The organism is Rhizobium cerradonense (genome assembly GCF_030182455.1).
Lineage (GTDB): Bacteria > Pseudomonadota > Alphaproteobacteria > Rhizobiales > Rhizobiaceae > Rhizobium.
Map to the genome: position 1 here is coordinate 19,908 of NZ_JAQJCK010000021.1, position 13,492 is coordinate 33,399.

The window sequence follows — 13,492 nt, forward strand, 5'->3', positions numbered from 1 at the left end:
TTATCCTCCTCTTGCCGCAGCAATCAGCCGGTCGAGTAATGCGACTTCCGCTTCCGCTTCCGCGATTTCCTCCATGCAACTGACCTGCGCCTCCCGCATCTCGTCGGCATTGTTCTTAGTGTCGAGCAATTCACGTACCAATTTCTCGCTGTTGCCACTCCGGCTGGCCGCGAGTTCGAGCCTGAGGATATCCATCTCGATACCAGAAAGCGCTTGAGCCAACTTCAGTGCCTTGGCCGTCAACGAAGAAACAGCCGCGACACATTCGGTGCGCCGGCGCAAGAGCTCAAGGGCGGTGTTGTCCTGAGTGGTCATTACAAAATCCCCTGTTTCGGTCGGTAACGGCTAGTTCACAGGGTATCGGTGGCCCCGGCTTCTGGTGACTTCCATGCCTCGAGAATTGTTGGCAGTTGCGGCAACTGGGTTCTGAACTGGCTTTCCGCCATGCGGATATGGTTGCGAAGCTCATCCCACACATCCACTCGCATCATCGTGTCGCCAGTCAATTGCTCGACCTCCTCGACCCGGAATTGCCGTGACAGCGAGACGCCGGAAAAGACGAAATCCCGCAGCATCAGCGCGTGTTTTTCCGAGAAGACATGGATCATAGGGTGACTCTCCGGCGTCACGCCCATCATCGCCAGTTCCCGTAGGATGAACTGCTGGAAATGACGCTGCATCAAGTGCTGGCTCTCGCCGATGAAGCGCATCGTGAAGATCAGATCCCTCTTCATAAGACGCGCGAGTTCTGTGGTGACATCGCTCTCGCCGGCCACGGCAGGCTGCGCTCTTTCGTTGTTATCCACCATATCGGTTTCCAAACGGAGTTTAGGCTTCGATAAAACACCCGAGCGAATATAACGGCATAATAAACCGATGTATATTTATATTTTTTCCAATTTACTCTGAGATATCTCCGTAAAACTTGGGTGTATGAAGTATTACACTTGTAAATTACGACTGTAAAATAACGTTACACTCCGAATATCCTTTATCGTTATTTGCTGCGGCACGCGTTGCGTTTCTGAACTGGCACGCGCTTTGCAAGGTCAATCGCACAAGAAGCCATCGCGTTCATTGCGACGCTAGAAGAACGAAGGAGTGGGGAAGCGGTTCACTTGAGCCGGGTGAGGAGTGTCCCGGCGTTTCCCTGAATACCTTTGCCGTATCCACTTGAATGGTCGGACCTTGGTCGCACCCAAGCGTACCACTTTATCGTGCCGTTCCAATTTTCGCACGCGGCGCTCGAACGCGCCGTTCCAGCCGGGGCCGGAGCGCCTGCGGTTCAAACACAGTGGAGGCTAATGACGATGTCGTCTTTGACGCTTAACAAGATAACCTCGCAGCGCGGTATCTCCGTCGGCGAAGCAACCAAGAAGATTTCCGACCTCGGTTGGAACCCGACCTATGTCCAGGAAGCGATGACGTTTCCGACGGATTATAAGATCAGCAAGGCGCCGCGCGATCCGATGAAGCAGGTGCTTCGCTCCTATTTCCCGATGCAGGAGGAAAAGGACAACCGCGTCTATGGCGCTCTCGATGCGGCTCTGCGCGGCGATATGTTCCGCAATGTCGAGCCGCGCTGGGTCGAGTGGATGAAGCTGTTCCTGGCGATCATTCCTTTCCCGGAGATCTCGGCGGCCCGTTCCATGGCGATGGTCGCCCGCATCGCGCCCGGTGAAGATCTGCGCACCGGCTTCACCATGCAGATGGTCGACGAGTTCCGGCATTCGACCATCCAGATGAACCTCAAAAAATGGTACATGGAAAACTATATCGATCCGGCTGGCTTCGACATCACCGAGGAAGCTTTCGGCAAGTGCTACGCCACCACGATCGGCCGCCAGTTCGGCGAAGGCTTCATCACCGGTGATGTGATGACGTCTGCCTGCATGTATCTGACCGTCGTCGCTGAAACCGCCTTCACCAACACGCTTTTCGTGGCGATGCCGTCCGAAGCTGCGCGCAATGGCGACTATGCTCTCCCGACAGTCTTCCTGTCGGTGCAATCCGACGAGAGCCGTCATATCGGCAACGGCCACTCGCTGCTAATGGCAGCTCTCAAGGAGCCGGAAAACCACCTGCTGCTCGAGCGCGACCTTCGTTACGCCTTCTGGCAAAACCACGCGATCGTCGATGCGGCCATCGGAACATTCATCGAATACGGCACCACCAACCGTGACAAGAACAAGGAATCCTATGCGGAGATGTGGCATCGCTGGATCTTCGAGGACTATTACCGCACCTACATGCTGCCGCTCGAAAAATACGGGATCAAGGTTCATCATGACGATGTTCACGAAGCCTGGAACCGCATTACCAAGAAACATTACGTCCACAAGGTGGCGCAGTTCTTCGCGGTCGGCTGGCCGGTCAACTTCTGGCGCATCGAAGCTCAGCGCGAAGCCGATTTTGAATGGTTCGAACAGAAATATCCGGGATGGTATGCCGAGTTCGGCGATTTCTGGAAATGGTATGACAAGCTTAGCCACCGCGGCGAAAAGATCATCACATTCAACGAGGAAACTGGCTACGTCTATCCGCATCGCTGCTGGAGCTGCCTTGTTCCCTGCCTAATCCGCGAGGACATGGTGGTCGGTGAGATCGACGGACAGTTGCACACCTTCGCCCACGAACTCGATCGCTGGACCGCTGTCGAGGCGTTCGCTGACGAATACCAGGGTCGGCCGACGCCTGCGATGGGCCGGTTCAGCGGCAAGCGCGAATGGGAAACCCTCTATCACGGTTGGGATCTCGCCGATGCCATCAAGGATCTGAACTTCGTTCGTTCGGACGGCAAGACGCTCGTGCCGCAGCCGCACCTGCGTTTCGACGGCAAGGATATGTGGACGCTGGACGATGTGCGCGGCCACATACTGCAATCCCCGCTGACGCTTCTGCGCGAAATGTCGCCGGAGGCCCGCGAACAGCACCTCGCCGAGTACCGTGCCGGCTTCACCATCACGCCCTTTAACTAAGGCGTAGAGCCGCGGGGGCCGGTCCCGGCCTCCGCGACATTCCGGGAAAAGCACGTTTCCCTTCAAGGAAACACGCGGGAATTGGAGGTTGCGTCAATGGCTGAAGCTCAAAAGCTACATCAGCAGGCACACACGGTTCGTCTCGAGCCGGTCGGTGTCGAATTCGAGGTCGAGAACGGCGAAACAGTTCTGAACGCAGCGTTTCGCCAGGGTATCGCTTTGCCGCACGGCTGCAAGGAAGGGCAATGTTCGGCGTGCAAATGCGTCCTGCTCGACGGCGAGGTCGACATGCTCAAATACTCGACATTCGCGCTCAACGACATGGAAAGGGATTCCGGACACATTCTGCTGTGCCGGTCGATCGCCTATTCCGACATGGAAGTCGAGCTCCTGAACTATGACGAGGAGGTTCTCGCAAAGTCGATTGCCGTCAAGACATTCAAGGGCCAGATCACGCATATCGAGAAACTGACCCACGATATCAGAGGCATCGAAATCGAACTCGGTTCCCCAATCAAGTTTTGGGCGGGACAGTATGTCGACATCACAGTCACCACGGAAGAGGGGGAGACGATTACGCGCTCGTTCTCCATGGCAAATACGCCGAGCGAAACCAAAAAACTCTCCTTTATTATCAAAAAATACCCCGCAGGAAAATTCTCCGGCGAGCTCGATTCCGGAGGTATCCGGGTCGGAGCCGATGTCACCGTCGTCGGACCCTATGGAACCTGCTTTCGACGAGAAGACCGACAAGGACCACTAGTGCTGGTGGGGGCGGGATCGGGAATGTCGCCCGTCTGGTCGATCCTCAATGATCACCTTCTAAGCGGTGAGAAACGCCCGGTCTATTTCTTCTATGGTGCGAGGACGGAGGATGACCTTTTCCACCTCGACAGGATCGGTGAGTTGGTGCGTCGTTATCCCGAAGTCACTTTCATCCCGGTGCTTTCGCATGCCGGCGAGAACAGCGGCTGGGGTGGCGAGCGTGGCTTTGTTCACCAAAGCGTGGATGCCAAACTCAAGGAACTGGCAATTGACGGCCAAGGCGATGTCTATGCCTGCGGCCCGCCGCCGATGATCGACGCTCTGCAGCCGGTGCTTTTCATGAACGGCTTCGAGTCCGAGCGCATTTTCTTCGACAAATTTACGACTTCGTCCGGGGGAGGAACTCCGAGCCATTGAGGGCTGGACGAAGAAGAAACAGCAATAGTGCAACTGCAACAAGGGAGTGAGGACTATGCCAGCATTATCGAGTTCAGTGGGGTCGGGCGCAGCCGGAGCGGCAATCTTTGCTGATTCCGATAGCCGGAAATACCGCTATTTCGATCCAAAGGGACAGCGCGCCACACATTACGAGGATGTCACCGTCGACGTCCAACCGGATCCGGAGCGCTATCTGATCCAGAATTGGATCATCTCCTTCGCAAACGGCAAGGGTGCCTATGTCAAGGACAATACGGCAGCGCAGAGCTCCAATTGGCATGCGTTCCGGGCGCCCGATCAGGAGTGGGAACGCACGCACTATCAGCGTCAATCGAAGATCGAAACGATGGTGCAGAGCGTGATTTCCAACGCCCGCCGAGCCGGTGCGCCGAAGACGTTTGACAAAGTTTGGATCAAAGTTCTCCAGGCCCATCTCGGAGCCTGGAAACATGCCGAATTCGGGCTCGGCACCTCGCTCATGCAGGCGCAGCGCTATGGCTACACCCAGATGATCAACAACGCCACGCTGACCAACTCGTCCTACAAGCTCCGGCTTGCCCAGGACATCACGCTCTATCTGGCCGAAATCGGCATGGATATTCCTGGTTGGGACGACGAACTCGGCAAGAAGCATTGGCTCGAGGACACTGTCTGGCAAGGCACGCGCGAAGCCATTGAGACAATCATGGGTACTACTGACTATCTCGAACAATATTTCGCGATCAACATCATCTTCGAACCCTTGGTCGGGGAACTGTTTCGCTCAGGTTTTCTAATGCAGGCAGCTGCGGCAAACCATGATTTTATCACCCCACCGGTGATTTCGGCTGCCGAGGCTGACTATGAGCGCAATCTCGCTAATACGATCGATCTGATCTACCTGCTGGCCAACGATGAAAAGCACGGCGCGGCAAACCGCAAGCTTTTCCAGGGCTGGGTCACCAAGCACGGCGCCCTGGCCGACAAGGCCGCACTTGGCCTCCAGCCGATCTGGTCCATGCCGCATTCCAAGCCGGTTTCGTTTTCCGACGTCAGTGCTCAGTCCCAAGAGCGGATTGGCCAGATCCTCGGCGAACTCGGCCTCAAGCGCTAACACAGGAGATTTCAACATGTCATCAGTAGCCCGCGACGCGTCTCAATCGAACATCTTCAAATCGATGAAGGACATCACCTTCGAACAGACGATTTCCCACCAGTGTGGCGTCACCATGAATGACTCGGTCGAAGCCCGCGCCATTGCAGAGTTCATGAGCAAGAAACCCGGCGTTACCGTTACTTACGCGCCGGCGATGATCCGCATCGACGGCAACGGCAAGCTAATTTTCAGAATGGACGAGATCAGCGAATATCTCGGCCGCGAAATGACTGCGGAAATCTTCGAGGTCAATACGTCTACCCACTACGGGCGGATGGTCCGCATCGATGACAATGAGGTCATCCTGTTCGGCGATATGGACGAGGTCTTCGAGTACATCTGACGAAGCCCAGCGTCGGCGCGCCGACGGAGTGGCGCGCCGGAATGTTCAATCATTTGCAGCGGAGGGAACAACAATGTTCAAGACACCGGAAGGCAGGGAAATATTCGTCGTCGATGGGCATACCCATTTCTGGGACGGCAGCCCGGAGAACCAGCGCAACATCCATGGCAAGCAGTTCGTCGAATGCTTCTACGGCTATCACACGGCGCTCAGTCCCAAAGAGCAACTATGGGAAAAAAGCAAGTTCGAGAAATACAGCGCCGACGATCTCTACAGGGATCTGTTCATCAACGGTCCGGATGATGTCGCCATCGTTCAGTCGACCTATCTCAAGGATTTCTACAAGAACGGTTTCAATACCATCGAGCGCAACGCCGAGATGGCCAAGCGCTATCCCGAACGCTTCATCGTCAACGGCTCTTTCGACCCACGCGATGGAGAGAAGGCGCTGGAGTATATCCACTGGATGAAGGAAACCTACGACATCAAGGGCGTGAAAATGTACACGGCCGAGTGGAATGGCGCTTCAAAAGGCTGGAAGCTCAATGATCCCGAGGCCTATCGCTGTTTCGAACTTTGCGAAAAGCTTGGGATCAAGAACATCCATGTTCACAAGGGACCGACCATCATCCCGCTCAACAAGGATGCTTTCGACGTCCATGATGTCGACTATGCTGCGACCGACTTCCAGAATCTCAATTGGATCGTCGAACATTGCGGACTGCCCCGGCTGGACGATTTCTGTTGGATCGCGGTGCAGGAAACCAATGTCTATGGCGGTCTCGCGGTCGCGCTTCCCTTCATTCATTCACGACCGCGCTACTTCGCTGAAGTGATTTCCGAGCTGCTTTTCTGGGCCGGTCCGGAAAAAATCCTATTCGGATCCGATTACGCGATCTGGACGCCGCGTTGGTTGGTCGAAAAATTCTGGGCATTCGAACTGCCGGATGACATCAGGAAAGAAAGAGGTGTCGACCTTACACCAGAGATCAAGGAGAAGATCCTGGGTCTTAATGCTGCGCGCATTTATGACATCGACATCGAAGCCAAGAAGGTCGCACTCGCCAGTTCGCCGTTCAGCGTTGCGGCGGAGTAGAGGCCATGAGCGCGGCCAAATTGTTGGAAAGTCGCCAGAGGGAACTCTGGCGGCGCCTCGAAGGGGTCAACGATCCCGAATTGGATGAACCCGTGACGGATATGGGCTTCATCGAGCGCGCGGAGATTGCGGCCGATGGTCGTGTGGAGGTCGGGTTCCGGCTGCCCACATACTGGTGTTCGCCAAATTTTGCCTTCCTGATGCTAGACGATGTCAGGACCGCGCTGGACGCACTATCGTGGTCTCCGGAATATGGGTTGACCCTACATGACCATATGTTTGCAGAAGAGGTGAACAAGGGCATTCTGGAGGGTAAGAGCTTTGCGGAGATTTTCGGATCGCTCGCGGAGAAGACGGACCTCGAGGATCTGCGTGAGAAGTTCCGGCTCAAGGCCTTCAAGCGCCGTCAGGAAGCGATAATCCTCGATCTTCGCAGCAGCGGGATGGCGGATAGTGAAATCGCCGGCATCACGCTTTCCATTTTCGATACCCTCGGCTTCGGCAGCGAAGACGTGCTGAAGCGGAGGCTGCGTTATCGGCACGCTCTTTTCTTGCGGTGGCCGGCCCTGCATCCGCGCGACCCGGTAATTCTGAGCTATGACGGCGGTCGGGTTACGACGGAGACATTGCCCGTTCATCTGGCCGACCTTCGAAGTGTCCGGATCAACATGGAGTTCAACGGTGCACTTTGCCGCGGGCTCAAGCATACTCGCTACAAGGAAGTGGAGATAGTCGATGGTGAACCGACACTGGTCGACTTCATCTTGAACCGGGTTCCCGCTCCCGCAGTGCGCGCCGATACCCCGTAATTGAAAGCAACGGCCTTCCCGAAAGAGGCCCCAAATCAACAAACCGCCCGTCAGGCGGAAGGAGGAGTCATGCCGAAATTGATGTTGCACAATTCCGAAGCGCGCCGTGCGCTTGCCCGGGGCGTCGCTAGGTTGGCGGCCGCTGTGGAGCCCACTTTAGGGCCAAGAGGTATGAACGCAATGATAGACCGGCCACTGGGTACGCCGATGGTCACTCGCGATGGCGTCAGTATCGCGTCCGAAATCGAGCTACACGATCGTTTCGAGAACATGGGCGCACAGATCGTGCGTGAAGTCTCGATGCAGACCAACGAGATTGCGGGTGACGGCACCACGACGGCCATCGTGCTTGCCAATGCGCTCGTTCAGGGTGGCATTCACGCCAATGAGCGCGGCGCAAGATCGGTCGATCTTTGCAAGGGGATCGATCTTGCGGTTGAGACGGTGGTCGAGGCCCTGAAGGCCGGCGCCAAGCCTGCAAAGGGTAACGGCACGCTTACCGCGGTCGCCAACATCGCCGCCACTGACCCGAAACTCGGCGCACTGGTTGCCGAAGCCTATGAGCGCGTCGGCACGGATGGCATTATCACCACCGATTTCAGCGTTACGACAGAAACCACACTGGATGTCGTCGAAGGCATGTCCTTTGAACGTGGCTATCTTTCGCACCATATGGTTACCAACCAGGCAAAGATGGAGGCGGTGCTCGAACGTCCGCTAATCCTCCTCACCGACCTTAAGATTCGCGAACCATCTGCTCTAGATGCAGCGCGCCTTATTGCCGACAAGACGGGTCGGCCACTGCTCATCGTTGCGGAAGAAGTCTCGCCGGACGTCGTCGTGACATTGCTCGGCAAGCAGGGACCAGGGAAATATCTCGTGGTCCATCCGCCGGAATATGGCCACTGGCGCAAGGCGATGCTGGAGGATGTCGCCATCCTCACCGGCGGGCGGGTGATAGCGCGCGATCTCGGCGGGCGGATCGAGGACGTGACTACAGAAGATCTCGGCTCGGCTGAACGCGTCATAACAAGCTCGACCTATACGACGATCGTTCGCGGAGGCGGTGATCCTTCTGCAATTGTCGCCCGCCGGGCGCAAGTACAGCGGCAGTTCGAGGTCGCACCGCCCAATATCGAACAGGACAAGCTGCGGGAACGTCTGGCCAAACTTTCGGGTGGCACGGCGGTACTTTATGCTGGCGGAGTTACCCCGGTAGAACAGAAGAGAACGATCCAGTTGATCGAGGACTCTCTGCATGCAGTGCGTGCCGCGGCTGAAGAGGGCGTGGTGGCCGGGGGAGGATCTGCTCTTGCCCAAATATCGTCCGTGCTGAATGCCACGCTTGCGACCGTGGATCATGATGTCGCAGAGGGTATTCGGCTCGTGCAGTCGGTGTTGACACGGCCGCTATGGCGGATAGCGACAAACGCCGGTGGCGATCCCGATACCATTATCGCAGAAGTTACCCGGATCAACAGCGGTCACGGCTTCAATGCGTCGATCGGCAAATATGAGAACATGATTGACGCCGGCATCGTCGACCCGGTCCGCGTGACCTACACCGCACTTAGAAACGCAGCCTCTGTCGCGAAGCTGATCCTGACGACGGAGACGCTCATCGGCGATCTCGCCGAGAATGAAGATCCGACCGCCGGCCCGGCTCTCGGCGGTGGCGCGGAGAAGCTTGGCCGCGCGTAGAGCGGAGGGGGCGACCGGTTGCCGGGAACAACAAAAATGTCCGGCAACCGGCGTGATAGTGTTCAATAAGTTGAAGGAAAAGACGTTCGCACCCAAATTGCGAATACCAGGGTTCATAGCTCCGCACTGGATGAATTTGGGCTGCCGTGTCACATGAAGCCGCGTTTGATCCCGAATTGCTCCAGCTTGCGGTAAAGCGTCGGGCGCGACACGCCGAGCCGCCGAGCCACCTTGCTGAGATTGCCGTGTTCCGCCGCCAGTGCGTTCCGAATTGCTTGCCGCTCTGCTTCCTCGAAGCTTAAGACGGGCACTTCCGCTCGCGGCAGCGCATCCGTTGCCGACAGGACGTCGATATGATCTCGTGTCCGCTCGACCATATCTGAGGGCAGGTCTTTGAGGTCGACGAAACCGTTGCTTGAAAGCAGATGCAGGCGCTCGACAAGATTTCGCAGCTCACGGACATTGCCCGGCCAGCGATAGGCGAGCAACGAATCAAGTGCATCGTTTGAAAAGCGCAGCGGCGCAGTTCCCTTACGGTGGGCGAGCTTTCGATTGAAATGCTCGATGAGCAACAGGCTGTCACTGCCCCGTTCCCTGAGGGGAGGAACATGAATCGACACCGTGCTGATCCGGTAAAAGAGATCTCTGCGAAACCGACCGGCTGCTACTTCTTCCTTAAGGTCCCGGTTGGTTGAGGCGACGACCCGTACATCGACCGGCCGCGAACGGCTGTCTCCAAGACGGTACACGACCCTTTCCTCAAGCACGCGCAACAGGAACGGCTGGATATCCAGCGGCATCTCGCCGATTTCATCGAGGCTGAGAATGCCGCCATTGGCGAGCTCGAAGACGCCTGGCTTGCCATCCCGAGAAGCGCCGGTGAAAGCGCCACTAACATGACCGAACAACTCGCTGCCGAACAATTCCTTGGTAACGGCACCGCAGTTGAGCGCGATAAACGGGTTGTTCGACGATTTGCGGCTTCCTGCGTGAATGAGCCGGGCAAAAAGCTCTTTACCAACGCCGGTTTCGCCTTCGATCAGGAGCGATGTTACTTCTTCGGCTTCGCTGACCCGACAGGCGATATCTATGGCTGCCAGCAACGCCTCGCTTTCACCAACGATAAGCGCAGATTCGTCCTTGAGCCGTTGAGTTCTGCTTTCCCTACCGATCTCGGCCGCTCTGCCGCCCTTGGCCTTGGCAAAGACCAGCGCCGCACCGCGCACTGCTCCGTCCAGCTCCAAGGGGCAAACATTACACGACTGCATGTCCTGTGGGATCGAACCTGCGACGCGATCCAGGAAACCGGAGTTTGTCAACTCCGGCAACCGACAGCTTAGGGCTTCCTGACGAATAGTGTCGCCAAACTGCTTGCTATCCGCAATCGGTATGTTGTTGCTGTAAATTGCGCGTCCATGGCGATCGATGATCATCACCGCATCAGTTGAATGGTAGCTGCCGACAGAGGCGATGAACGCTTCGAGAAGCCGCACCCGCTCTTCATTCTGGGAGTCCGCGAGTGCGCGCTCGATTTCTCGAGCCGCTGCTGCGACGAGAGCGATATTGTGTGGCCGGAAGATATCGGGGTGTCCCGAAAGGTCGACGACACCCATGACTTTTCCATCGAAAGGATCGCGGATCGGCGCGCCTGCACAGGTCCAGGCCTTGATCCCGGCGCAGAAATGTTCTGCGGCATGAACGAACACGGGCTCGCCGGTCCACAGAGCGGTGCCGATGCCATTGGTTCCAACGACGTCTTCGGTCCATTTGCCGCCCACCCCGAGATGAATGTCCATTCCGTCATAGATAGTCTTTTTGTCGCCGATCGCCTGGATCAGTACGCCCTTGCTGTCGGCAAGCATCAGCATAGCGCCGGTTCCGTCCAGCAGTCTTCCCATTGCCGAAAACGGTCGGGCGGCCGCCGCCAGAAGTTCGAAATTGCTTCGTGCGAGCGCCTCGACAGCATCTTTGTCTGTCTCCAAAGGCGCTTCGTTTTGTTGCGCATCAATGCCGCCGTTTGCGCAACGGTGCCAGGACTCGTGAATCGTCGATCTCACAGGTAATGAGGAGGAGGCAGGTTCGGAGCGGCCTTCGAGCAACGCTTCCCACGCCCGCATGGTTACCCGCTCGTCATAGTCTGCGTATAGCGTCAAGTCGGCAGCAATGAGTCGATCCCCGCTGGACGATTGAGCCATGGCGGAATTTCTCCGCGTGTATGAATCTTGTTTCATGTGGCTACCACATTCCTCGCTCTAGCGATTCGACACCACCTCGGCCCTTGCAAGCAGCATATGCCGTTCGTCGTTACGCCTCGGAAGGAATATTGAGCCGAAGACCGATATCGGCTGCCAGATCCGCGCTGTCATAAGCGGGACCAAGCGCGACACCATCGATATCAGCAAGTGCTTCGATCATTGTCTCGTCCAGCGGGGCAATGAAACCGTTGTCGGTAGTCGCTAGCGCAAACATCTTCAGACCGCGGCGCTCGCGCAGCTCTCCGATATAGTGCAGTTGCAGTCCGGAGCTGACGTCGACGGCGATCACACGACCGTTAGGCGTGATCCTGATTTTGGGTTCAGGTTCAGGAGCCGGTTTCGCAGAACCACCGATATGGATAATCAATCCCTCAGCCTGCGGCGCCAGTTTAGGCTTCTTCGATTCCGAATAATGGCCACCGCTGATCTGGTCCGCGAGTTTTGTGATCACATGTTGATTTTGCTGTATCAGGTGCTTGATGCGTGCGTCCTCCCGACGCGGACCGTCCTGCTTCGAAAAGATTTCGACCATGAACCCTCCCAGATCCTGTCTCAATGCGCTTTCGCTAGTCCTATGGCAGTGTGTAGCACTTTTCCGCAGATGCAATAGGGAAGATTACAGGAGCTTTGGGCAGGTGCGGTGGTAGCCCGCTGTGGCAACGCGTAGGGTTGCTGTCACACAGCTCCCATCCAAGGTCTCCAAATAAATCGCGTCTTGTACGAATGAAGTATGATGGCGAGTTTTCGGGCAACGGCGACATGGGCCTTTTTCATTCCGCTGCGCTAGGCCAGTCGTAATCCCCACGCTTTCAGCGACACCATTTCTTTGTCCGATGCAGTAGTACTGCCGCGGCTTCGAACAGGTAGGTTCGTAAAAGTCTATCACCCCATTTCGATGTCTTGCCGTTTAGGTCAGTCTCGCCTGATTGCTTTCGTCTTGGGGTCAGACCGAGATAGGCTCCAACGGTTGCGGCTGACCGGAAACGGGTCGCGTCATCGATGGTGTGCCTGAAGGACGGAGAAGCTACAAAAGGTCCAAGGTTATGAAATGGCTTTGACTTGTATTTTGCGCCGATGCTGCCGTGGGCCCTTCATCGAAAGGCAAATATTGAGTTGTTGTTCAAACCAATATCTGCCGTAAAGACCGATCGTGGCGACCCGGACTGCGGAAGAAATCCATCTTATGGTAATGCCGCCCTGCATCTCGGAATGTCAGCAAATTCAGGCAGCACGGCAGGGCTGCCATTCGCGAACCACAGGGCCCGATCGGGCGGGAACACCTTTGCAGCGCAGAAAGGCATAGAGCATCAGTGCATAGTCGCGGCAGGTTCCGACAGACCGCTTGTCGGCCGGCCGCTGGACGTTGAGAGGCTGTTGATCCCTTTTTAGGACGTCGTCAAGGCGTTCCGCAATCGGCAATGTCGTTCGCGGCATCGAACCCAGCCTCGTTTCGTCAAGGCCGTACTCCTTTAGCCAATCGCAATGAAGCAGGATGCCCTGAATGATCTGGATCAGAGCGCCGACCTCGGACGGAAGCGCGGCAATTGCACTGATGTGACGACCCGGATTAGTCATCGCGCTCTGCGCAATCCAGCGATCCCCGCCTTCCGTGTAACTCTCCCTCACATTGATCGGGTCTCACATTGGCTTGAATTCTCTGTCATCAGCAAGGTCAGTAACGGCTCGAGCCGGCACCTCGCTCAAATCTCTCCGGTCGTCTCGCATCCGATTCGAGCTGACGTCGCGCTCATGGAGGTTGCAAATGCTCTTGCGACCCATTTGGGTGTACGTCGTCGATAGTTGAAAGGGAGGCGGTGCCAGCTCGGTGCCAGGATTGAGTTGCTTCCTGACGAAATCGCGATCCTTTCGCTTCGGCATGAGATTTGAGGACGTCAAGCTACGGTGACCGACCGCATGCTTCGTAGTGCTTCTATCCAAAACGCCGAAAGTCAAGTTTCATAGGTCGGCCTGA

The 13,492-nt window shown here is 56.6% G+C and carries 12 protein-coding genes and 2 pseudogenes; 7 read left to right on the forward strand and 7 right to left on the reverse strand.

What is annotated here, in order from left to right:
- Together PH547_RS28970 and PH547_RS28975 are read right to left on the reverse strand one after the other, a co-directional pair.
- Entirely contained in the window at window positions 1–315 is a 315-nt protein-coding gene (locus tag PH547_RS28970) for a hypothetical protein (protein WP_260304559.1), read from the reverse strand.
- Window positions 316–350: 35 nt separating this feature from the next.
- Window positions 351–821, reverse strand: coding sequence for a hypothetical protein (locus PH547_RS28975; RefSeq protein ID WP_285170120.1), 471 nt, complete (start codon window positions 819–821; stop codon window positions 351–353).
- A 483-nt stretch (window positions 822–1,304) separates the two neighbouring features.
- Between PH547_RS28975 and PH547_RS28980 the strand changes: the two genes are divergently transcribed.
- From PH547_RS28980 to groEL, 7 genes are all read left to right on the forward strand, one after another.
- Window positions 1,305–2,978, forward strand: a complete 1,674-nt coding sequence (locus PH547_RS28980; RefSeq protein WP_285170121.1) for an aromatic/alkene/methane monooxygenase hydroxylase/oxygenase subunit alpha — start codon at window positions 1,305–1,307, stop codon at window positions 2,976–2,978.
- A gap of 96 nt (window positions 2,979–3,074) precedes the next feature.
- Entirely contained in the window at window positions 3,075–4,160 is a 1,086-nt protein-coding gene (locus PH547_RS28985) for an NADH:ubiquinone reductase (Na(+)-transporting) subunit F (RefSeq protein WP_260304556.1), read from the forward strand.
- Window positions 4,161–4,215: 55 nt separating this feature from the next.
- Window positions 4,216–5,274 carry an aromatic/alkene monooxygenase hydroxylase subunit beta gene (locus PH547_RS28990; protein ID WP_285170122.1) on the forward strand — a complete coding sequence of 353 codons (1,059 nt, stop codon included), beginning with the start codon at window positions 4,216–4,218 and terminating at the stop codon, window positions 5,272–5,274.
- Window positions 5,275–5,290: 16 nt separating this feature from the next.
- The gene (locus PH547_RS28995; RefSeq protein WP_260304554.1) at window positions 5,291–5,659 is read left to right on the forward strand and encodes an MmoB/DmpM family protein; all 369 of its coding nucleotides are present in this window, start codon (window positions 5,291–5,293) and stop codon (window positions 5,657–5,659) included.
- Between the two features lie 73 nt (window positions 5,660–5,732).
- Window positions 5,733–6,755, forward strand: a complete 1,023-nt coding sequence (locus PH547_RS29000) for an amidohydrolase family protein (RefSeq protein WP_285170123.1) — start codon at window positions 5,733–5,735, stop codon at window positions 6,753–6,755.
- Window positions 6,756–6,760: 5 nt separating this feature from the next.
- Window positions 6,761–7,564, forward strand: a complete 804-nt coding sequence (locus tag PH547_RS29005; protein ID WP_285170124.1) for an iron-sulfur cluster assembly protein — start codon at window positions 6,761–6,763, stop codon at window positions 7,562–7,564.
- Window positions 7,565–7,633: 69 nt separating this feature from the next.
- Window positions 7,634–9,265, forward strand: a complete 1,632-nt coding sequence (gene groEL, locus PH547_RS29010) for a molecular chaperone GroEL (RefSeq protein ID WP_285170125.1) — start codon at window positions 7,634–7,636, stop codon at window positions 9,263–9,265.
- A gap of 149 nt (window positions 9,266–9,414) precedes the next feature.
- Here the strand turns inward: groEL and PH547_RS29015 are convergent, their stop codons facing one another.
- The 5 genes and pseudogenes from PH547_RS29015 to PH547_RS29035 all read right to left on the reverse strand — a co-directional run bounded on the left by PH547_RS29015 (window position 9,415) and on the right by PH547_RS29035 (window position 13,095).
- Entirely contained in the window at window positions 9,415–10,758 is a 1,344-nt protein-coding gene (locus PH547_RS29015) for a sigma-54 interaction domain-containing protein (protein ID WP_285170157.1), read from the reverse strand.
- 84 nt (window positions 10,759–10,842) lie between these two features.
- Window positions 10,843–11,496 (reverse strand): annotated as a pseudogene (locus PH547_RS33865) (GAF domain-containing protein); the annotation flags it as partial.
- Window positions 11,497–11,569: 73 nt separating this feature from the next.
- Window positions 11,570–12,052, reverse strand: coding sequence for a hypothetical protein (locus PH547_RS29025; protein WP_260304549.1), 483 nt, complete (start codon window positions 12,050–12,052; stop codon window positions 11,570–11,572).
- 143 nt (window positions 12,053–12,195) lie between these two features.
- Window positions 12,196–12,548 (reverse strand): annotated as a pseudogene (locus PH547_RS29030) (transposase); the annotation flags it as partial.
- 193 nt (window positions 12,549–12,741) lie between these two features.
- Complete coding sequence (locus tag PH547_RS29035) at window positions 12,742–13,095, reverse strand: transglutaminase-like domain-containing protein (protein WP_285170126.1); 354 nt, start codon at window positions 13,093–13,095, stop codon at window positions 12,742–12,744.
- Window positions 13,096–13,492 lie beyond the last annotated feature (397 nt).

Bases quoted from the DNA above. Each gene is read 5' to 3' on its own strand.
- PH547_RS28990 (WP_285170122.1), top strand. From the start codon at position 4,216: ATGCCAGCATTATCGAGTTCAGTGGGGTCGGGCGCAGCCGGAGCGGCA.
- PH547_RS28970 (WP_260304559.1), bottom strand. From the start codon at position 315: ATGACCACTCAGGACAACACCGCCCTTGAGCTCTTGCGCCGGCGCACC.
- PH547_RS28995 (WP_260304554.1), top strand. From the start codon at position 5,291: ATGTCATCAGTAGCCCGCGACGCGTCTCAATCGAACATCTTCAAATCG.
- PH547_RS29005 (WP_285170124.1), top strand. From the start codon at position 6,761: ATGAGCGCGGCCAAATTGTTGGAAAGTCGCCAGAGGGAACTCTGGCGG.
- PH547_RS28980 (WP_285170121.1), top strand. From the start codon at position 1,305: ATGACGATGTCGTCTTTGACGCTTAACAAGATAACCTCGCAGCGCGGT.
- PH547_RS29000 (WP_285170123.1), top strand. From the start codon at position 5,733: ATGTTCAAGACACCGGAAGGCAGGGAAATATTCGTCGTCGATGGGCAT.
- PH547_RS29035 (WP_285170126.1), bottom strand. From the start codon at position 13,095: ATGACTAATCCGGGTCGTCACATCAGTGCAATTGCCGCGCTTCCGTCC.
- groEL (WP_285170125.1), top strand. From the start codon at position 7,634: ATGCCGAAATTGATGTTGCACAATTCCGAAGCGCGCCGTGCGCTTGCC.
- PH547_RS29025 (WP_260304549.1), bottom strand. From the start codon at position 12,052: ATGGTCGAAATCTTTTCGAAGCAGGACGGTCCGCGTCGGGAGGACGCA.
- PH547_RS28985 (WP_260304556.1), top strand. From the start codon at position 3,075: ATGGCTGAAGCTCAAAAGCTACATCAGCAGGCACACACGGTTCGTCTC.